Annotated in this window: 17 protein-coding genes; 5 read left to right on the top strand and 12 right to left on the bottom strand. The window is 39.2% G+C overall.

Going from position 1 to position 21,274, the window contains the following annotated elements; translation table 11 throughout:
- Positions 1–3: 3 nt before the first annotated feature.
- From arsA to arsC, 3 genes are read left to right on the top strand one after another with little or no spacing between them, the layout of a single operon-like run.
- Complete coding sequence (gene arsA, locus INT39_RS01475) at positions 4–1,755, top strand: arsenical pump-driving ATPase (protein ID WP_193015431.1); 1,752 nt, start codon at positions 4–6, stop codon at positions 1,753–1,755.
- A gap of 53 nt (positions 1,756–1,808) precedes the next feature.
- A complete protein-coding gene (locus INT39_RS01470; protein ID WP_193015430.1) occupies positions 1,809–3,098 on the top strand; it encodes an arsenic transporter in 1,290 nt (429 codons plus the stop codon).
- A 10-nt stretch (positions 3,099–3,108) separates the two neighbouring features.
- Positions 3,109–3,534, top strand: coding sequence for a glutaredoxin-dependent arsenate reductase (gene arsC / locus INT39_RS01465; RefSeq protein ID WP_193015429.1), 426 nt, complete (start codon positions 3,109–3,111; stop codon positions 3,532–3,534).
- 162 nt (positions 3,535–3,696) lie between these two features.
- Here the strand turns inward: arsC and INT39_RS01460 are convergent, their stop codons facing one another.
- Entirely contained in the window at positions 3,697–4,818 is a 1,122-nt protein-coding gene (locus INT39_RS01460) for a cupin domain-containing protein (RefSeq protein ID WP_193015428.1), read from the bottom strand.
- Positions 4,819–4,943: 125 nt separating this feature from the next.
- Between INT39_RS01460 and INT39_RS01455 the strand changes: the two genes are divergently transcribed.
- Together INT39_RS01455 and INT39_RS01450 are read left to right on the top strand one after the other, a co-directional pair.
- Entirely contained in the window at positions 4,944–5,135 is a 192-nt protein-coding gene (locus INT39_RS01455; RefSeq protein ID WP_193015427.1) for a hypothetical protein, read from the top strand.
- Between the two features lie 318 nt (positions 5,136–5,453).
- Positions 5,454–6,809, top strand: a complete 1,356-nt coding sequence (locus INT39_RS01450; RefSeq protein WP_193015426.1) for an FRG domain-containing protein — start codon at positions 5,454–5,456, stop codon at positions 6,807–6,809.
- Here the strand turns inward: INT39_RS01450 and INT39_RS01445 are convergent.
- The 11 genes from INT39_RS01445 to add all read right to left on the bottom strand — a co-directional run bounded on the left by INT39_RS01445 (position 6,775) and on the right by add (position 21,245).
- Positions 6,775–8,382: a bpX6 domain-containing protein gene (locus INT39_RS01445; protein WP_193015425.1), complete on the bottom strand. Its 1,608-nt coding sequence runs from the start codon at positions 8,380–8,382 to the stop codon at positions 6,775–6,777. The genes INT39_RS01450 and INT39_RS01445 overlap by 35 nt on opposite strands.
- Positions 8,375–10,273, bottom strand: a complete 1,899-nt coding sequence (locus tag INT39_RS01440; protein WP_193015424.1) for a hypothetical protein — start codon at positions 10,271–10,273, stop codon at positions 8,375–8,377. The genes INT39_RS01445 and INT39_RS01440 overlap by 8 nt, the downstream gene beginning before the upstream one ends.
- A gap of 33 nt (positions 10,274–10,306) precedes the next feature.
- Complete coding sequence (locus INT39_RS01435; protein WP_193015423.1) at positions 10,307–10,735, bottom strand: hypothetical protein; 429 nt, start codon at positions 10,733–10,735, stop codon at positions 10,307–10,309.
- The gene (locus INT39_RS01430) at positions 10,732–11,850 is read right to left on the bottom strand and encodes an AAA family ATPase (protein ID WP_193015422.1); all 1,119 of its coding nucleotides are present in this window, start codon (positions 11,848–11,850) and stop codon (positions 10,732–10,734) included. The genes INT39_RS01435 and INT39_RS01430 overlap by 4 nt, the downstream gene beginning before the upstream one ends.
- Positions 11,851–11,951: 101 nt before the next feature.
- Positions 11,952–13,190 carry a lipase/acyltransferase domain-containing protein gene (locus INT39_RS01425; protein WP_193015421.1) on the bottom strand — a complete coding sequence of 413 codons (1,239 nt, stop codon included), beginning with the start codon at positions 13,188–13,190 and terminating at the stop codon, positions 11,952–11,954.
- A gap of 4 nt (positions 13,191–13,194) precedes the next feature.
- Entirely contained in the window at positions 13,195–14,613 is a 1,419-nt protein-coding gene (amrS, locus tag INT39_RS01420) for an AmmeMemoRadiSam system radical SAM enzyme (protein ID WP_193015420.1), read from the bottom strand.
- Between the two features lie 3 nt (positions 14,614–14,616).
- Entirely contained in the window at positions 14,617–16,866 is a 2,250-nt protein-coding gene (locus tag INT39_RS01415; RefSeq protein WP_193015419.1) for a penicillin acylase family protein, read from the bottom strand.
- A complete protein-coding gene (locus tag INT39_RS01410) occupies positions 16,863–17,885 on the bottom strand; it encodes an NAD-dependent epimerase/dehydratase family protein (RefSeq protein ID WP_193015418.1) in 1,023 nt (340 codons plus the stop codon). The genes INT39_RS01415 and INT39_RS01410 overlap by 4 nt, the downstream gene beginning before the upstream one ends.
- 5 nt (positions 17,886–17,890) lie before the next feature.
- Positions 17,891–18,988, bottom strand: coding sequence for an acyl-CoA reductase (locus INT39_RS01405; protein WP_226944460.1), 1,098 nt, complete (start codon positions 18,986–18,988; stop codon positions 17,891–17,893).
- Entirely contained in the window at positions 18,967–20,007 is a 1,041-nt protein-coding gene (locus tag INT39_RS01400) for a hypothetical protein (RefSeq protein ID WP_193015416.1), read from the bottom strand. Before INT39_RS01400 ends, INT39_RS01405 begins: the two co-directional genes overlap by 22 nt.
- Positions 20,008–20,249: 242 nt before the next feature.
- Complete coding sequence (gene add / locus INT39_RS01395) at positions 20,250–21,245, bottom strand: adenosine deaminase (protein ID WP_193015415.1); 996 nt, start codon at positions 21,243–21,245, stop codon at positions 20,250–20,252.
- Positions 21,246–21,274 lie beyond the last annotated feature (29 nt).

Below are 21,274 nucleotides of genomic sequence, written 5' to 3'. Positions count from 1 at the left end.
AAAATGAAATTTTTAGAAAACACACCGAACTATCTGTTTTTTACAGGAAAAGGCGGTGTAGGTAAGACATCTATTTCCTGTGCGACAGCCATTAAACTCGCAGAGGAAGGTAAAAAAGTGTTATTGGTTAGTACCGATCCTGCTTCAAATGTCGGGCAAGTATTTTCTCAAACGATTGGTAATAGCATAAAACCTATATCTCTTGTTCCAAATCTTTCAGCAATAGAAATAGACCCTCAAGCTGCAGCAGAAGAATATCGAAAAAAAATTATTGAGCCTATTAAAGACAGTTTGCCTGAAGCGGTTATTCAAAGTATTACCGAACAATTATCAGGGGCTTGTACTACAGAAATTGCGGCTTTTGATGAATTTACAGGATTGTTAACAAATAAAAAAATCACCTGCGAATTTGATCATATTATTTTTGATACCGCACCAACTGGGCACACAATTAGGTTATTACAATTGCCTGGAGCTTGGCGTGATTTTATTAGTCATAATCCTGATGGTGCGTCTTGCCTTGGCCCTATGTCTGGGCTGGAAAAACAACGTGAGCAATACAGTATGGCGGTTGATGCACTGAGTAACAAACAGCAGACTCGGTTAATACTTGTTGCGCGACCACAGTCTGCCGCACTTCGCGAAGTTGCTCGTACCTATAATGAACTTTCCAATCTTGGTATAAAAAATCAACAATTAATCATTAATGGTGTTTTTCCTGAATCTGCCATCTCTGCTAATGATAAATTATCAAAGGCTCTTTATCTTAGAGAACAAGCTGCCATACAGGATATGCCTGAGGTTCTTCGTACATTACCGACAGATATGCTTATGCTTCGTGTCCATAATATGGTGGGTATTGAAGCATTAAATCAGCTTTTATCTAATAAAGAGCAAGTGTTATCGACAACTGAACAGTTAAAGGGTGATTTAACATTGCCCACATTATCATCATTAGTTCGCGAAATTGCAGAACAAAAGCATGGCTTGGTTATGCTGATGGGCAAAGGTGGTGTAGGCAAAACCACAATAGCGGCCTCAATAGCAGTCAAACTGGCAGAACAGGGAGCAGATGTTCATCTAACGACCTCAGATCCTGCTACTCATCTCGAAAATACATTAAAGGGGAGTTTACCGAACTTACAGGTTAGCAGAATAGATCCGATCGCAGAAACAGAGCGTTATCGTCATTATGTGCTCGAAACAAAAGGTAAAAATCTTGATACGGAAGGACGAGCGCTACTAGAGGAAGATCTACGCTCTCCATGTACTGAGGAAATTGCTGTATTTCAGGCTTTTTCTCGCATAATCCGCGAGGCAGGAAAACGATTTGTCATTATGGACACCGCGCCTACAGGCCACACATTACTTTTATTGGATGCAACAGGGGCTTATCACAAAGAAATTGCTAAAAAAATGGGTGAAAAAGGGCATTTTCTTACCCCAATGATGCAATTACAAGATCCTGAAAGAACAAAGGTCATTATCACTACATTAGCTGAAACAACCCCCGTTCTCGAAGCTGAAAACTTACAAAATGATCTGACACGAGCGGGTATTGATCCGTGGGCATGGGTTATAAATAACAGTTTATCCGTTACCGAAACAATGTCTCCATTACTGCGTTCTAGAGCAGAACAGGAGATACCGCAGATTGAAAAAGTCTCTACCACCTTGGCAAAACGGGTTGCAATTGTTCCATTACAAGAGCAAGAGCCTGTAGGTGTTTCTGCATTAAGCAAATTAGCTGACTAATTTTTATTTTCTAGCAGAAGGTTCTTCATACGAGCTTTCTGATTGGAGTCTTTATGTTTATTGCTGCATTGATATTTATTCTGACTATTACTTTTGTTATTTGGCAACCCAAAGGACTGGGAATTGGCTGGAGTGCAACAGTTGGCGCCGTGGCTGCGTTGCTATTCGGGGTCATTAGTGTTCAGGATATTCCCGTTGTTTGGGGTATTGTTTGGAATGCAACTGCCACCTTTGTTGCTGTTATCATCATCAGTTTAATTTTGGATGAGAGTGGCTTTTTTGAATGGGCGGCGCTGCATGTTGCAAAATGGGGAGGCGGTAAGGGACGCCTTTTGTTTAGTTATATTATTCTGTTAGGGGCTTGTGTCGCTGCACTCTTTGCCAATGATGGCGCTGCACTTATTTTAACTCCAATTGTCATTGCAATGTTGTTAGCGCTTGGGTTTAGCAAAGGGACAACATTGGCTTTTGTTATGGCAGCAGGATTTATTGCTGATACAGCAAGCTTGCCATTAATTGTTTCAAATTTAGTCAATATTGTCTCTGCCGATTTCTTTAATATCGGGTTTACAGAATATGCCTTAGTGATGGTTCCAGTTGATATTGCCGCGATTACTACAACTTTAATTATGTTGCATTGGTTTTTTCGCAAAGATATTCCTCAGCAATATGACATGTCTAAATTAGCTACACCAGCGACCGCTATTAAAGATATGAAAACATTTAAAGCGGGTTGGTTGGTATTACTTATGTTGTTACTTGGCTTTTTTATACTGGAGCCCATGGGAATTCCAGTTAGTGCCATTGCGACAGTAGGCGCCGTAATTTTATGGTGCATTGCGGCGCAAGGGAAGGCAATCAATACACGAAAAGTATTAAAAGGGGCACCTTGGCAAATCGTAATTTTTTCCCTTGGTATGTACCTTGTTGTTTATGGTTTGCGTAATGCAGGTTTGACTCAATATCTGTCAGAAATTCTCGATTTCCTATCAAGTCAAGGTGTATGGATTGCAACATTAGGAACGGGATATATCACCGCATTTCTATCATCAATTATGAACAATATGCCTACTGTTCTTATTGGGGCCTTATCCATTGAAGGTAGTCATGCGACCGGTTTAATTAAAGAAGCCATGATTTATGCCAATGTCATTGGTGCAGATTTAGGCCCTAAAATTACGCCGATAGGGAGTTTAGCGACGTTGTTGTGGTTACATGTTTTATCACAAAAAAACATGGTAATTACATGGGGATATTATTTCAAGACGGGCATTATTATGACCATTCCAGTGCTGACGGTGACATTAGTTGCTTTAGCACTCAGACTGACACTAATGAATTGATGGTAACAATATGAATAGCATTACAATTTATCACAACCCAAATTGTGGTACTTCACGAAATACGCTTGAAATGATACGAAATAGTGGTGTAGAGCCTGAAATTATCCTTTATCTTGATACGCCACCCCCTAAGCATGTTTTAGAGAAACTCATCACTGATATGGGGATTTCGGTTAGGGCATTATTACGAAAGAATGTTGAACCCTATGATAAATTAGATCTTGACCATATTAATGCGACTGATGAGCAACTTATTGATTATATGCTGCAATATCCAATTTTAATCAATAGGCCTATTGTTGTGACGCCATTGGGAACGCGGTTATGTCGTCCTTCTGAAATCGTTTTAGATATTCTTCCTGAAGTACAGAAAGGTGCCTTTTCAAAAGAAGATGGACAAAATGTTGTCGATGAAAAAGGAAATAGGCTGATATAACAGAGTCTATTCACTCTATTTTTACTGTAATAAAAACCTCGTTAAGGCGAGGTTTCTTGCCATCATTCGGTCAACGGCAATGAATGCGGCGCAGAAAAAGGGCGGAGACGATGCAATAAAACACCCGCAAGCAGGTGTTTTATCATATTCCGTAGATAAGGCTTATTCTTCGAAGTACCAATACCCTTGATTGATAAATTCAGTTAATTCTGCAACAAAGGCTGGATCCATCAATGCTTTACCAAGTTCATCAGCTCCAACTTCCGTAAATTGGCACAGTGCATTTGCACCCTTTATTTCTTTGGTAGCCCAAGCTTCTGTATTTAAAAAGAAATTATCTTCGATACGTAGGACACGCAGTCCGCTCAATCGGATCAGTTTTTCACCATCGTTCAGTGCACTCAATACTTCTTCAGGTTGATATGGCGGTTCTGCGGGGGCGATATCCAGTTCATGGCGTGGCGTAGTTGCAAAACGACCTAACCATTGTTCAAAATCACCGGGCTTGTTGATCATTTCAATCATCATGGCACGCAGACGTTCAACTTCGTGAGTTTCCATTCTTCCTGCATTGTCGCGTACAGTCAGGTTAGGATCGCCATAATTTATTCCGCCTAGATCTTGTTCCAGTGCGTAGTCTGCAAAGCTGCTTAGCAAGTCACGACCATTAGGGCCGCGAAAGCCGACAGAATAGTTCATGGTATCTTCAAAGGTGAAGCCATCGTGAGGGAATCCCGGTGGAATATACAGAATATCTCCTGGCGCCATTTCCACATCAATAATAGGCTCAAACGGATCAACATGCAGTAATGCAGGATGCGGGCAGAATTGACGCATTGGCAGGGCATCGCCCACACGCCAGCGACGACGTCCCATACCTTGAATGATAAAAACATCATAGTTATCAATATGTGGTCCGACACCACCTCCCGGTACTGAATAGGAGATCATCAGATCATCAAGACGCCATTCAGGCAATACACGAAACGGTTTTACCAGTTCAGCTGCTGGCATATGCCAATGGTTAACAGCTTGTACCAGCAGTGACCATCCTTCTTCGCCTAATTCGCTGAAGTCTTCAAACGGGCCGTGGCTTGCCTGCCATTTGTTGTCAGTTAAGCTGACAAGACGACTGTCAACTTCAGGCTCCATTGCCAGACCAGCTAATTCATCTGGAGTGATAGGATCGACAAAATTGGGAAATGCATTTTTCAGTACAACAGGTTTTTTTTGCCAGTATTTTTCTAAAAATTCAGGCCAATTAAGATTCAGTTTGTTAACCATGTGACCACATCTGTATAAAGGAATAAGCGGGTAATTATAGAAGTAATGTGAGGTCATATTTTTGTTTGGCATCAAATGCCAGTCAATAACACTTATCGGAATAAGATCAGCGATGAGAGTTTGATATGGAAAAGGGCAATATAAAGGGAAATTGGGGAGGGGATTTTACTTCTAATAATGGAATTACTGAAATCGACTTTACGGAAGTCGTGATATCCAAAAAGATTTTCTTAAAACCTTTAGTGAAGTGGTATCTGAAGAAAAGACAGAAAGCCTATATTCAAGATCTAAAAAAAGCATTGGCGAATAAGCTTTAAGTTAAGAATGAATCAACATAATCAACCAGACCAAAACAGAAATTTAAGTGCCTATCCGTATTTAGATACCAAGGTTCGCATAATGTATATTATGTTAAATTTGATGTGATAACCAATAACTTCATGAGATGGATTCTTTCAATGATTTAGCGCTGCAAAGCCCTATTGACTCAGATACGTGTTAAGAAATTAATAAATTAATGTTCACTCCTAGCGTGGTCAAGTTCATCATATTGATAGACATTTATGGATTTTTGTAACTTTAGAACGCAAAATCAGAAATATACAATTATATTGGATAGAGCGCGAGGCTATAAAGTGAAAACAAGTATTTATGCAATGATGGAAACAAGAGAAATAAAAATCAAAACATCTAAAAATGATGAATATAATAAAGTCATTTTTTATTACGGCTACGATTATTCTGGTAAATCAGATATTGAATATTATTTCTTTCCAAATAATCAGTATTTTGGTGTGATAGAAGAAGTTGATATATTCGCTCTGCGAGAACAAATAATAATCAATCCCCGCATCCGCTTAGGCACTCTTGCGCCAGAAAAGGATTATATAACAGATGTTAAATTATATTATTTCTCTGATGACTCAGGTTTTTTACTTCAAATTAGGGTGTCGAATGAAAAGAGTGAGGTAGAGATAGATAGTACATTGAAATTTGTTCCCCCTCTTGAGGAAGCCCCAAAGGCTGGAAGTTTATTAACTATTTTGAGGGAATTGGAAAAAATAAAGTCTAACGTCTCAGATGATTATGATTTTTTCTATAGAGGTCATGCGGATGAAAAGTATAGTCTCACCCCATCGGTTTTTAGAGATAACAAACAAAGCGAAGCCACTATTTGTCGTGAGTTCTCACTTGAAAATGCCAGTGAATTTTCAGGGAAAATGCCCCGATTCGATGATTTAGTAAAAATGCAACACTACTCTCTACCAACAAGATTACTTGATCTTACAACGAATCCTCTTGTTGCCTTATATTTTGCGTGTGAGGATAAAAAAAACTCAGATAGAAGTGATTGTAATAAGTGTGGGAAGTGCCGAATTTGTAATAAAGAACCGAACGGTGAGTTTTTTATATTTAAAGTAAAAAAAGATATAATCAAATACTATGATTCAGATACAGTTAGTTGCATAGCCAACATCTCCAGGCTATCTTCTGATCAGCAGGCTGAGTTACAGTTAAATGTTGCGAATTATAAATGCAAATTAATCCATTTTGTATACCAATCAGAGATCTCCAGCATTTTAACTGAACGAAAAGATAGGGATGTGTTGTCATTCGAAAGTATTCACGAAAAATACAGAAAGCTTAACCACGAAGACTCATTTTATGATATGAAAACTCACAAGAAGGAATTTAATGAGATATCAAACCAATTTCTTCATTATATAAAGCATGAAAAACCTTATTTTATAGGAGTTATGAACCCAATACATTTTAATGCCCCGCTCGTATCTAAAGCTGTAAAAAACAATAGTCGAGTAAAATCTCAATCAGGTCTATTTTTACTATACGGGCTAAATGACACGTTACAAAAAGACTATAGGGGTAATTTTGAGATTTTTACATTAACGGTGACCGATAAGAAGAAAATATTGAAGCAACTTGATCTACTGAATATTAACAAAAGTACAATATTTCCAGAAGCTGATTAATCAGTTGTTCAGTTAACTTGGTTTGTTTAGGTAATGCTAATAACGCTCTTGCTAATATAGCGCGTGAAATAGAGGCTTGGGGGTCACGAATCGTTTTTTTAATATCGTCTTCATATTGATGAAAAGACTCGGGTAATAAAAAAGCCCATTTTACTAGACTACGTAAACCTAACTCTCCACCAGCTTGATACGCTATTTTTAACCAGCGCTTGGCTTTATTGCGGTTTGTTTCATTATTTAGTGGCCAGATAACATCAATGGCCTGTAAATAATCTTCACAGTCAATTAGGTATGCAGCCCACTCTTCACGCATTTTATCAGCAATATCCGGATGCGTATTTTGCAATTGTAAGATCATAAACGAAAATGCATGATGTAAACGCGCATAGATAACCGCAGAATTAATATCACCCGCCAAACAGTATAGGCGAATAATATAAGCGGGTGACATTGCCCATAATCGTGCTAACTCAGCGGCTTGTTGATAGCGTTGGAAGCTTTCTAAATAATTGAGTGCTTCTTCTTTTTCTTGTAATAGCTCCGCAAGAACAAATAAGGCTTCTTCATTATGCCCTGCTTTATCTAGCTTTATAAATTGTTGGCGATAAAGTTGTTTTAAATAATTTTGCAGTTCATCCCCAAGATAAAGACTTTTATTCCCTTGTTGATCGGCTGATATTTCCAGTTTATTTCGCCCTGTTAATCTCCCTAAATAAGGTGAAGGCGTTGTTTCTTGGTTTTCTTGATATTGACTAAGCGGAATACCATGACGCAACGCTTGATCGACATTACCATCTTCAAACATTTTCATCATTTTATTAATATAATCCGCTTGTTGCTTACTCATCATAGAGGCTAATCCGCTTTTAATTGAAAGCTTATTTAGCCAATGCTGCCACGGTGATAATTGAGATATCGTTTTAGATGAAGAGTGTATAGTTTCACGATTTTGGGGCGTCAGAAATTTATTAATGATTTTCTGAGTCAGTGATAATGACGCTTTTGCATGAGGTGCTTGTGTTTGAGATGACGACGAAGCGTTTTCAAAAACAGTTTTTATAAATTGCTTTTGTTGATCTGCAGCCGGTGGAATATTGTCACCAATAATCGTTCTAATATTTTTCTCTTCTGACAATGCTTGAGGTTTTATCTCATATAGACTGGCGTAGTTATCAGTTTCTTCAAAATGAATCTCTTTAATATCGAGATAATCAGCAAGTGAGAGAGGTTCAGCTTGCGAAAATAGAAGCGTTGTTACAACACCACTACGAACTAAAGCAAGATCTGCATAAGGCAGTTTTTTTATCTCATCATTATCTAGAGGTGCGGTGCTATAAAGGCGACCGTAACGAATTAAAGGCCATCCCTCAATGGATGAGCAATCCAGCGTTTTATTTTCAGTAAAACAGAGAACATCCCCTTGTTCGAATCGATAAATACGACAATTAGCTTGCCAATGTTTTATTAAATAAGTTAGCCGTTGAGTCTCGTTAAACCAGTCATTGGGTAGCCATAAACCTTCAATCTGACGATATCCCAATAACATTGGATGACGAATATAATCGTTATGCATTTTGGGTGTCACCTTCTTGTTCAATGGTATACAGATTTAGGCGTAATTGTTTTTGGTATACATCATAAACAACGACTTGAGCGTGATCCGTTAATGCAGCAAATAGGCCTTTAGATGGGCTAAATGAGTAACGCGTAAACGGATTATCTGCACGATATAAGATTTCTATCTCGCCTTTTGAATAACTGGCAATGTTTCGTTTGTTAGGGCTGATCATCAAAATATTTAAGGTGGTTAAATCTTTTTCTATAGAGCCATCGAGTGTTGGATAAAAGAGTCCTATTCCTTGCCATCCTTGAGGTAAGTCTATTTGATAACCATAAACTTCATCAATTTCCATATTATAAACATGCCAACTTTGTCGATTAGTGCTTAGTGAGATAGCACAAGATATTGATTTAGAGCCATTGGTATATTTATGGTGATAGGCAAATAATGCAACTCTTTGATAGGAAATAAATTGAGTAAAATAGAGTCGATGTTGGTATTTCTTTTGAGAAAAGTTTGCACCCGTGACCATTTGAACTAATTCACTACTGTCATTGAGATAAATATACACAAGTAAGTTGTCTGCTATCTTCTCTATGCCAAGGACTTTCTCTTCAACAATTTTAAAGGCGTTTTTTTCTTCAGCATAAATACTGGATGAGAAAGCGACTAGCCGTCTTGCCCTATCATGAACAAATAAGCTGGAATATTCCTTATTCGATAAATAAGCACTGGCAAGCGTATTACCTCGCCCAATACCTGCTGAAAACATCTCATCGGAAGGTCGAGGTATATAAGAGAGTTTGGGTAATTGCCAAAAATAGAGACCATTATTATTAGAAAGTAATGCACCTACCTTTTTCCCGTGACACTGTAACGCTAAAATAGCATGACCATCAGGATATATTTGGTAAACAAACGGTTTTTTAAGCGGACGGTCTTGATTCGATCTATTGAGCGGTGGAATTTTAATAACCACTAACCCAGGTTTACCTAATAAAGTGACCCCTACTGCGCTACCATGAAATGAGATAACAGGTGAAAACATCAGTGATATTTTGTATTCATGCTGATGTGTATTTTGCGCTGAAGGCGGTCTTAATTGTCCTTTTAATAATCGTGAACTTAATGCTCTAGGTGGCGTTGGCAATACAATATGACGTTGAAAATGTGGCGTGCGAATATTGGCATCAATCGTTTTATTGAAACAATCATCTCCTGTTAGTTCGATATGATGTGTTGAGGTGATTTGTTTCAATATAGGTTGTTGATGAGCGCCTGTCACTAACCAAATCTCGCCATTTTGTACATCAGTGTCTTCAGCAATAACGTTTCGCCAATGCGCGATATTTTCTTTTAAAACAGGTGAATAAGTCCGGCGTGTCAATAATTCGCGTAGATCGTTTATGGTGTTTAGTGGCATTAATGGAATGATTGATTGCAACGTTCCCCACATTAATGTGCACCCCGCTTTTTCTGCCCGTTGCGCCAATATAATAAGCATTGCAATATGCACTAAGCGACATTCACCCAGTTGCGAAATACCGGTATCAAAAAGCACGGTGATTTGATTTAAAGATTGTTGAGATTTATAGTTTGGTGCCAAAAAGAGATGTTCTGCATTAATGGCGCGCCTCATAAATTCATCAGGTACTTCATCAGCCATTAACCATTCACTAAGTAGTAGGTTTTGATAATCCCCTTTACGTTGTATTTGCCCTATCCCATCTTGTTCAGGTAAACCACCGAGTTGTTTTCCCTGTACTGGGCCTAATACACGACTCAGACGTTGTAATAGATCAGAAAAGGCAGGAATTAATTCGGGATCTAACCAGCTAAGCCAAGTTTGCCAAGGTTGTAGCGCTTCGGGTAACGAGGTGGATTGTGTTGTGGGTAATGACATGATGATAAACCGATCCTTGTATCACATTGTATTTCACTCAAAACACAACTGGGTGAGTGTATCCCGTAGCGTTGGTGTTAACGTCCACTGATTATCTAAAGGGATCACCGTTTGAGGTGAGGGTAAAAGTAATAGTGGTTGGCGTTTAAAATGCTGCACTAAGGCTTGCTCCACCAGCCCATAAGGTAATAAAAGCTGTTGATGTATAGGGAGCCATAATTTTGCTGTTTGAGTAGACGGTGCAATCAGCGTTATATTTTCAGCCCAAGGTAAATCAGCCTGTTTCCCTAACACAATAAGCCGATGTTGACTGGTGATCACTTTTAAGCATTGTTGCTGAACATCAGGCAAATGAATAATGCGCTCAATAAGCTGTTTAGCCGTTATACCTGTTGCATACACCCCTTGTGGTTTAGGGGGCGTTGCATTAGGTTGCCAAGAGAGAGGAAATGTTAGGCTCATAATAAGTGACTAAACTGTATCGCTAATTGTGTACGTAATATAGCAAGCTCTTCACTTAACATCTCTGTCGAGAAGTTAGCATCTATTTCTCGTAACGTCAGTTCAATATCCGCTTTAGATACAGGCTCTGCATTGAGAACATCGGTTGCTCTTTCAATTAAGCGATTCATACGAGATTGAGGTTGTAATGTCGCCTCTTCTACGGAACTGAATAGTCGAGAATTCATTGAAAGTGAGAGTTCTTGTCGTAAGATTTCACGTCCTTGTTGCTGAGTATCTTCAGTAGGCAGTACATACAGTAAAGGCCAGAGATCTTGCTCTGTCGCAATCTCTCGATTATTAAGAACAGTCGCAGCAGCAATAAGACGCTGAACACGAACAATACGTCTATCTGACAGCGTGATCCCTGCATTTCTTAATGAGCGCACGGCATTAGCCAGTAACGGTCTAACTTGTGTTAAATCGACATTTTTAACCGCAAGGTGTAATTCATCCAATTGAGTAATATCGAGTTGAGCTGAAAGTTGAGTCAGGCTTGAAGCCCATCCGCCTTCGAGCATAGCTTCTAATTGGTGATCGGGTGCAGGATCTATAAAAAGATGAATAAGAAAGCGATCAGTGAATGCAGCAAGGTTAGGATCATCAGGCAAGCTATTAGCAGCACCAATACACACTTTTAATGGGCTAATAATATCGGTATGGCCACGTTTAAATCGGCGTTCATTTAAAATACCTAATAAAGTATTTAAAATGGCTGTCGATCCTAGAAAAACCTCATCAAGAAAAACAATATCTGCTTCAGGTAACATCCCTGTAATATCGGTTTCAACTTTACCTTCTTTTAGTTTTTTGAGATCAACCGCACCAAATAACTCTGAAGGTTCAGTAAATCGCCCTAAAAGGTATTCAAAATAACGTCCGCCCAATGTTTGAGAAACTCTGCGGACAACGGCACTTTTCGCTGTACCTGGAGGGCCAATAACCAGCAAATGTTCATGAGCAACTGCGGCTAAAATAACGAGTTCAGCAAGTTGCTCGCGTCCAATCATACCTTGTGTTGAGTGTTGTATTGCTTTGCGAATATTATCGATAATTCCATTTATATTTGATGTCATATGTTTACGCAAAAATTAAGAGTTTAACGGCGAGATACCTGCATTATGTAAGTTTTTATTTTCTGACTCAACTCCTCAATCAATGGAAAGTATTAATTTTATTAACGCTCTTTTCTTCTTTCTGTAGCAATATCAAATGCCAAACTTCTTAAATTAGGTGAATGATTAATTAATGCGCGATGTGTTGATGCTTGGCTAATAAAGGCAAAGCTTTCGCCCCAAGGATGTTGATAGCGATCACGTACAATAGGCGCACGCCAATATTGTAATAACCCCTCTAAAGGAAGGTGATCGTCACCGACTGTTAATGTTTGAGCCGCTAATTGCGGAAACTCACGTTTAATATCTTTGGCTTGTAAATACCAGCGATCTCTACCATAAATGGCCGCTTTTAAGGTGATATTGTTATCACTCAAATACCATACTTGTGGCACAGTTTGTTCATCTGCGTTAATTCCTGAAACCGCATTAGTAAAGCGTTTAGCACATTGTAAATTCTGTGCCAATGCCTCTCTGACTCGCAGATTCTGTGCTGAACTGATTGAGGTTTTATAAGGGCCTAATCGATAGTGTTCCCAACATGCTTCATCATAGACATCAAAATCACTTAGCGCTCTGCCGTAGCTATCTATTACCACAGGATTAGGGGGTAAGAGTTGGTATACAAAAGGACAGCCACAAACATCATCAGAGGAAAACCCATGAAGATAGCGACTTCCTGCATAATAGCCCGTCTCCATCATGGATAATGCCTGGAAGGTTCCGTGCCAAGGTGGGCCAAACGCATACCATTTCGCCACTAATGCCCTATTTTCTGGCGTGGTATGACGCAACCAATAACGTATTGCAAGATTTGAGGCAGATTGAGCAATAAAAATAAACGGCTGATTATCACCAAAAACAGTTTTAAGCCGATTAACTTCTCTATCAATCGCATCCACCAGCAACCGGTGATCAGCGCGCCAATCATGAGCAAGGAAAAACAGATCTTGCCCCTCTCGATAACCTAATGCCGTTTCAAGCACATCTTTAAGTTCCTGAGTAACCAATGTGCTCACTAAATAAGGAACAATTGAAAACGCATGCAATTGCTCTGTTGCTAATACTCGGGGTGAATGCTGGGTATTGGGATACTCATATTCATAATCGCTTTTTGTAAAAACACTTCGGTGATCACCCCAAATAAAGGCCTGTTTTTGCCTATCAAAAAGCTTAGTCCCTAAAATACCGGGTAGATAAATAATGGGGAGATTCGGTATTTTATCATTTAGCTTTGCTTTGCGAATTTGAGCGGCAATCATTTGTGCGCGAATTAATGACCATCCTCGATTGAGTGGCATATTTTTAACGTCCTTTTAATGGAATAAGCGTGATCGGCACATTTTCGCTACCAAGATGTGTTTTTTCGGCTTCCGTAACGGGAAAATGAGCACGATCATAAACCTCAAACAGTTGGCAGGGCTCATTTTGATGATGATAAAGGCGGATCCCCTCAGCCTGAGGACTGCTTTTAGACAACATAAAACGGCTACAGCTATTCGTACTAATGGATCCCACAGGCTCACCCTGTTTTGTAATAAATTGATAGTAAATCGGTGACTCATGTTTTTGCTCAATATGGCAAGCTTGAACGGGGCCGCGAAATGGATGTGTAATACAAATAAAATCATCAGGGATATGTTCTGATAATTTGTCAGTATTTGATTCAGCCCAAGGTAAAATAATCGAAGGTTGAAAATGACAATGAGGACATTGCCCATTGTCTAAGTGAGATTGCGCAATCAGCCCACTGCGTTTCACTAACAAGGTGTGACACTCTGGGCAATAAGAGTTTGCACTGTCAGTATCAAACACATTCCCCACATAAACATAGCGCATACCTTCATTTAAAGCTTGTTGACGCGCTTGCTCTAAAAAAGGAATTGATGTGCGTTCAACGTGGCGATATTGGTAATCAGGATGAAAACGCACATAGTGCAACGGAATATCAGCATCCAGATATTTAAGCATCCAGTCTGTTACTTTTTTGGTTTCTTCCAATGAGTCATTACGTCCTGTCACACACAAGTTAGAGACTTCAAGGTGTGGGCTATTTGTTGATTTTCGTGCATCATAAACCTGCTTAATCCCATCCAGTACAGGCTGTAAGCGCCCTCCTGTATGTTTACGATAAAAACTATCTTGCATTGATTTTAATGAAATACTAAAGATATCCATCACACCAAGTAATTCATCGATACCTTTTTCGCTGATATAAAATGCACTTTTATAGAGGTTTTTTAAGCCATGCTCTCGAGCCAGCTTTGCGGTATCCATAACAAATTCATGCCAAACAATCGGATCATTATACGTCCACGACAAAACACGAATATTATGTTTTAACGCATAATTGACCACATCTTTAGGGCTGTAATAAGCCACATTGCTATCTTGTACATAGCGTGCTTGGCTTGTACTCCAGTTTTGGCAAAAATCACAACGTAACATACAGCCAATATTACCTAACGATAAAATACGTTCGCCAGGGGCATAATGATAAACGGCTTCGGTTTCTATCGACTCTTGGGTCATCGGCACTGATTTACCGTAGTTTAGTGTCACTAAACTGCCATTTTCATTGCGTCTTAACTTGCAAGTGCCTGTTCGGCCCAAATTGATTTTACAGGCTCGAGGACAAAGCTCACACTGGATACGATCATTTGAAATAGGATGCCATAGGCGTGCAGGATGCCCTGTTTGTTGCCATTGCTTCATTCTTGCCATGAGTTATTCCTTTTTATCATTACAATGATGGTTATTTTCACAAAGAGGCAAAACGGTTTTTTGTCGGGTTCCTGTTTGCCAACATTCCAATACATGATGCAGTTTCCAGTAAAAAGGATTTCCTTTTGCTGGAGTGTTGATTAAATAGTGACATTCGCCTTGCAGGGTTAAATGGGCGATCAGTTTAAAACCGGGGCCAAAGGTGTAAGGCTTGGTTTTAATGGTGTCGCTATTACCTATCTGGGATTGCGTTAAGAAATCAGCATTCTGCCTTGTGGCATGAATGGTTTCTCGATTACCGCCTTGATAAGGATAACGACCCGTTAATAGACGATTAAGCCACAATGGTTTTTTGATACTATGCTGAAATTCAACGTAAGGACGTTCCATTTTCTGACTGGCAATTAATGCGCTGGCATAGGTTTCACGAATTAATGTAGAAATTGCATCTTGTTCAAACTGCCAATCTTGAAGATGGTGTTGCAGAATATTGAGAATACTCCAGCGACAACTTGGCCAAAAATCCGTATACAGTGCGCGTGATCCTCTTTTTAGCACCTTTCCTAAGACTCTATCTGTAAGATGCTGTATCCATACATCAAAAAGCCGTGATGCATTGAGTTGCTGAGTATCACAATCCCATTGAGAAAGCATTTTATCTTCAGGTATATAAGGTAATAAAAAAGCGAGCGCTTTTTGAGCAAATAGATCTTTTTTATCATCTTGCATCTGACGAAAAGTTTCAAAAGTATGCTTTTGAGTTTGCTGAATAAGTTGCTCAATACGTAAAGCCCTTGTTGGTGGATGCCAACGATTAGATAACGCCGGTTTCCCATCAAAGAGCGAGGTACTGTATTGATTAGCGTAAAGGACATACCCGCGCTCAGGATTGTATTCGGCGGGTAAATCATCGAAAGGAACATAACCTTGCCACTGATGTAATGGCTCCGTCAAACTGAGCACTAAGCTGCCTAATTCACTATGGCGCTTAGGAATATATCCCATACTTTGTAAGCCAATATCACCGTGAATATCGGCATATCCCACCATCATTGGGGAATTTTTCACATGTCTTAAGGCTTCTCTAAATGATGTCCAGTTATGGCATTTTGCAAGCTGATAAAAAGTAATATCGCCACTTGGATTATCTAATGCCGGCCAGCGTAAAAATAAACCATAGCCCGCTTTTTCAGACATTAATCGACCTTGTGAATAATCATAAGTCACAAAGGTATGTTGACGTTTTGAGGTTAAGCCAATGGTGTGAGTCCTTTTTGTTAATGGCTCCCATCCATTAACGGTTTCGACCTTTTCGTTCTCTAAATCAATGCGTCCCCAGAATAAATCTTGGTTATCCGCCATTATGCCAACCATTCCCCATGCTGCATGAGTATTGCGCCCAACAATAATGCCCGGTGAGCCGGGAAAGTGTGAACCCATCACACTTAAGCCTTCTTTGCTCTCTAAACGGCATAACAGATTAAAACTGGGGTTAACATGCCCCATATGGGGGTCGGCGGCTAACATCGGTTTGCCAGATGCGGTAAGCGAGCCATTGACAGCAATCACGTTAGAGCCAGTATCAGGTGAGGCTAATCCTAAGTGCTGCAAGCCTTTTAATCCTTCTTTAAACGCGGCGATCACATCAGGGTAATACTCACCCTGTTCATCTAGCGGCAATGGCGGAATTTGATTGCTTTCAAGGCTAAAAGTAGACAAAAGTTGCTGATGTTGAGATGTTGTCAGTCGATTTGCTAAACGAGTATTAAATAACTCATATTGCCAAGCAGAATTAATAAAATACTTTAATTGGCCTAGCAAATAACTGTCAGTGGTGGTAAATAATTCAGGCTTGTAACGCAGTAATAAACACTCTACTGGGCGAATTTTTAGATCTTTTATGGCTTGGTTAATGCCTGCGATATACGCGGTAATATGTTGAAATTGAGTTGCCTGCCAACTATCAGAGGGAGCATTTTTATCGTCAAGCTCTGCCTTTTTGGCGAGTTCAACTAATCCTAATCGACGCTGAAAAATATCTGTTCTGAGCGCACCTTTTCCCATTATTTCACTTAGGCGACCACTGGCGACGCGGTGAGATAAATCTAACTGCCACAAACGTAAATACGCGGCACCATAACCTTGCCCATAAAAAACTGCATTATCCGTATCACCTTTGATACTTAGCAATTGCTCTGTTTCTAGTGACAGTGTCACGTTACCCCATTGCGAAGTGAGCGTCCTTGGTTTCATTTAGGCTCCTTGTTCATCAATGTGTATTGATTAGCAATGTTACGGGCATACTCCTTAAAGTCATTTAATGGCTCACCTGCTGTCCATCCTAATCGCTGTTCTGCTTTAGAAGATGAATAGGTATAAGTGCTTCCATCCATAATACGTAGTGTTTCACAGGAAAGTGGCATGGAGAAACCGAGCAAGGCAAGCTTATCCATTAACCATGCTAAAGGGCGTAAACTCTGACGATTTTTTATAGGCAATGGCGCTGTTTTTTGTATTTCGCTGAGCAGTGTGAAAATTTCTGGCATAGAGAAAACATCACCAGTAAACAGAACGGTTTCTTGAGGTTTATCTAAGGCAAGTAAGCGCAATAAGCCATCACATAATTTCTCTACATGGCAGAGTTGAAAAGTACTGTTTGTACTGACTTGAAACGGAATTTTTTTATTGAAAAAAGCAGATAACGTTTGTGCTAAAACGCTATTGTCACCTTGACCAAATACACCGCCACAAATAGCCATTTTGATTGGCATGCCTTGTTGCTGGTGGCGTTCGACTAATACGTGGGCAACTTGCTTTGTTTCTTCATAATAACTGCGAAAAACCCCATTATGGCGATGGGTTTCATCAAGCAATACGCCGTGTGTTTCCCCTAACGCGGCGGTAGTACTCGTGTATAAAAACTGAGAAATTTGTGCCTTTTTGGCTTCGTTCAGTAAATTCAATGTACCCGTAACATTGGTTTGATACATTTGTTTGTGCGCTGATCGCGTTGGTGCAATGCCTACACGGTAATCCGCAGCTAAATGAATAATAACATCTTGCCCAATAAGTGCTTCACGGTATGTATCAGGTTGGAGTAAATTCCCTTTTATCACGTTTACATCCGCTGGCAATACAGGGCGATTAGCGTGAATTTTATGGGGATCACGACACAATACCGTTAATTCATCGCCAAGCTCTGCGAGCTTAGGTAATAAATAAGAGCCTATAAATCCATTTGCACCAGTGATAAATATTTTCCGTTTATTCAATGTTGTTATCCTTCTTTACTTACAAAAAACACCAGTGCAGCCAATATAAAGAAGCCATCATGCGCTGCCGTCATTGGACGAGAATGCATCGAGCCAATTGGACAATAGCGAGTGAAACAATAATCGTGCAGTGAAAGTGATGTGATATCACCGTGATAACCCAACGTTTGTAACCGTGCAAACCCCTCTTTTTGTGCTAATTGCAGATGATGCTCTACCGAGCCAACAATCAGTTGAAAACCAAAATTAAGCCAATATTGAGGCATAAATTGAGTGTGATAAGTAATTGCCCAACCTGACTTTGTATTATAAATCGTGGGTTTTTCATCAGCGTATAAGTTGCGAGATAATAAATATTCATGAGCTTGCGCCATTTGCTGAAGCTTTATGTTTTCAGGTAATGGTGGTAATGAGGGTAATGCGAGAGAAAGTTGTTGATAGAGCTGGTCGGCACAGGTTTTATTCTCTAATAAAATAAAACGCGGTGAACTACACACCTGCTGTCTAAACAAGCAAACATCATTTAATACCAAAGAGATATCAGGTAATGAATCACCCAAAATAGCCATTCCACTTATTTTGGGACCTAACTCAATTAATTTAATGTGGGCTGGTGCTATTTGGCGATAATGTTGAATAAGTGCGTCACCACCCGCTAATAAAATGGCTTCAATACCTTCAAGAATAAGCTTATCGTTTTGATTTTCACTCGACCAATTTAGAATTTCACAGGTATGTTCATTTAAACCCAAATAAGCCCGTAGCTGATAAAGCCATTGTGTGGATAATCGTGCTTTTATTCTGATGGGGCTACCAATTAAATAGCCTGCAAGTAAGGCTTCTAATGTGCCAAGGGGATCTTTTTCAGAGACGATAATTAATAATTTATTGGGCGCACGCCAGTTTTTATTTCCTAATTCATTAGCCACTTTTTGTGCTAGTACATCACTACAGGCCCATTGTTTCAGACGTTCAATACAGAATGTTTGCGTCAAAACATCATCAGAAAATAACCAGTTTTCATTAAGGCAGTGTATTAAACACAGTTTGATGTTTGCTAAACGAACAAGTATAGCTTCTATCATTTTATCTGTGCAGCGCAAGTGCCCTCTGGTGAAGTGGCTCTTCCAATATAGTGAATATAGGGTAAAGAATGACCACAAGCGCATTGTGTTCCCCATATTCCCAAATCTTGGGTTAACAGACGTTGAGAAGGCAGAGAATCAAAAAAAGGATTCTCAAGTTGAATAAATCCTGTTTTACCTTCTGGTGCCCGATCACCCGTTTCATCAATAATGGCAAAGCGAGAATAAGCTGGAATGTGGAAATGCCCTTCACTACAACTAATGTAATGTAAAGGATGCTCTGTCATGCCATAAATATCACGAATATCCACATTGGGGGCATGTAAGGTTTCTTTTAATCCTTGAATGATATCTGGACGTGCTAACTGCTTTGTCATCCCTTTCCATCCACCGCCTGTTAAGCCTTTAATCGGTGATAACAGTGTGAATGAGTCTGGGCGGCTTAGGCATAATTGCTCAAAGAAAAGAGTTAGCCCAAGAATATAGATAGGCGCCGGATCACTCGCCCAGCGTTGTAGCGTTAACCACGCTAATTGTGCATCAAATTGCCCTTGTTCTGAGACGGTAAAGACAAGCTCTTTAATGGGCGCACATTGGGTAAATTTTAAGAAAGCAGTGGCAAAACCGGCATGATCGCCAGAGTGAGGATCGGGAGACAACATTAGAAAACGGGCGGGAGTGGTTGATATTAAACCGTTGTGATAGAAAATTTGCGTCATTGCGGTTTCAATGCGCTTTAAGCTGATGTCATCAAAGAAAACGTGTGTTTTTCCTTGTTGCCCTGTTCCTGAACTGTTTAACCAAATACCGTTACGATGTGTCGGTGTCGCTAAGTCCATGGTTTTAAATAAATTAACAGGAATAATCGGTTGAGGCATTTTTTGCCATAATGATTGATAGTTAGTATTATTTTGGCGATGCCAGTTATCAGCTTCATTCATAGATGCAGTAAAAAGTGCATCATCTAAACTATCAACAGCATAAGGTTGAGTGAGATTAACTAAATTATCCATCTCACGACGCTGTTCTTCTGACATGTTGTATCCTTACATTGATAAGGGTTATATCAACATAGTCATCAATTATTCTTACTTATTGAATGTAATTATTCTTAAAACAGGAAGGATGTGATTAAATTTCACCATTCTTATGTCTTATATCACATTGTTTTATCTAGATTGAATAATCGCAATCTGATAAATAGGTATTTCTGCTTAAAAGTAAAGAAAACACCTTAAAAATAAAGGTGTTCTCTTTGATAATTATTATGTGTAATTCACTATTTTGCGTGAACGTAGCAGAGCTTATCCATTAGTTTTTTACGAACGTCATTTGCAATAAAACTGGCATTAAGAGCATCGATGTTGCATTGCTGAAAGTCTTCTTCGCTCCAACCAAAAATATCATGTAATAACTGATACTCTTTATTTAACGATGTATTGGCAACTGTTCGCGCATCAGTATTAATATTTAATTTAACGCCCTGCTTTTTTAGCTGATTAACGGGATGTTGGTCTACTTGCTCATATATATTGCAGATAATATTACAGCTTGGGCAAACTTCTAATAATATATTTTGAGATTTAAGCCTGTTAATGACTTCATTATCTTCAATACTTCTTACGCCATGACCAATTCGAGTAACATGCAGTTTATCCAATGTTTCAGTAACGCTTTCAGCGCCTTTTGCTTCTCCTGCATGAGCAATTAAATTCCCCCCTGATTTTTTAACATAATCAAAAGCAGCAATATGATTATCTAAAGGAAAACGCGCTTCATCAGCCGCTAAATCAAGTGCAACAACACCTTTATTAAGGTTTTCCACAACTAACTTGGCGGTTTGCTGACTCTCTAACGCACTAAAATGGCGCAATGTGCATAAGATCAAACCCGCTTTAATATCATATTTTCGAGATGCTTCATTCATTGCTGAAATAACAACTTCAACAACGTCCTTATCTGTTAAGCCCTGTTTTGTGTGTAATAACGGGGCAAAACGAATTTCAGCATAAATAACATTATCTGCTTTCAACTGATAAAACAGATCGTCAACAGCCAGTGTAATAGCTGATTTAGTCTGCAAAAGATCAATTTGAGGCGTGACTTTACTCAAAAAATCACCCAAATCAAAACAAGGTTTATGAGCAACAAATTGCTGATTAAACTTATCAAAGCTTATCGTTGGATCTAGCTGTTTAATATAAAAATAGCTTAAACAGGTATCTAAATGCACATGAAGCTCGATTTTAGGTAATAAGCTGGGATTGAATGTCATCAATATAATCTCTAAATATTAGGAATATC

This window comes from Pseudomonas sp. FME51 (genome assembly GCF_014897305.1).
Note: the sequence above shows the minus strand (reverse complement) of the source record. Positions and strands in the feature narration are given on the sequence as shown.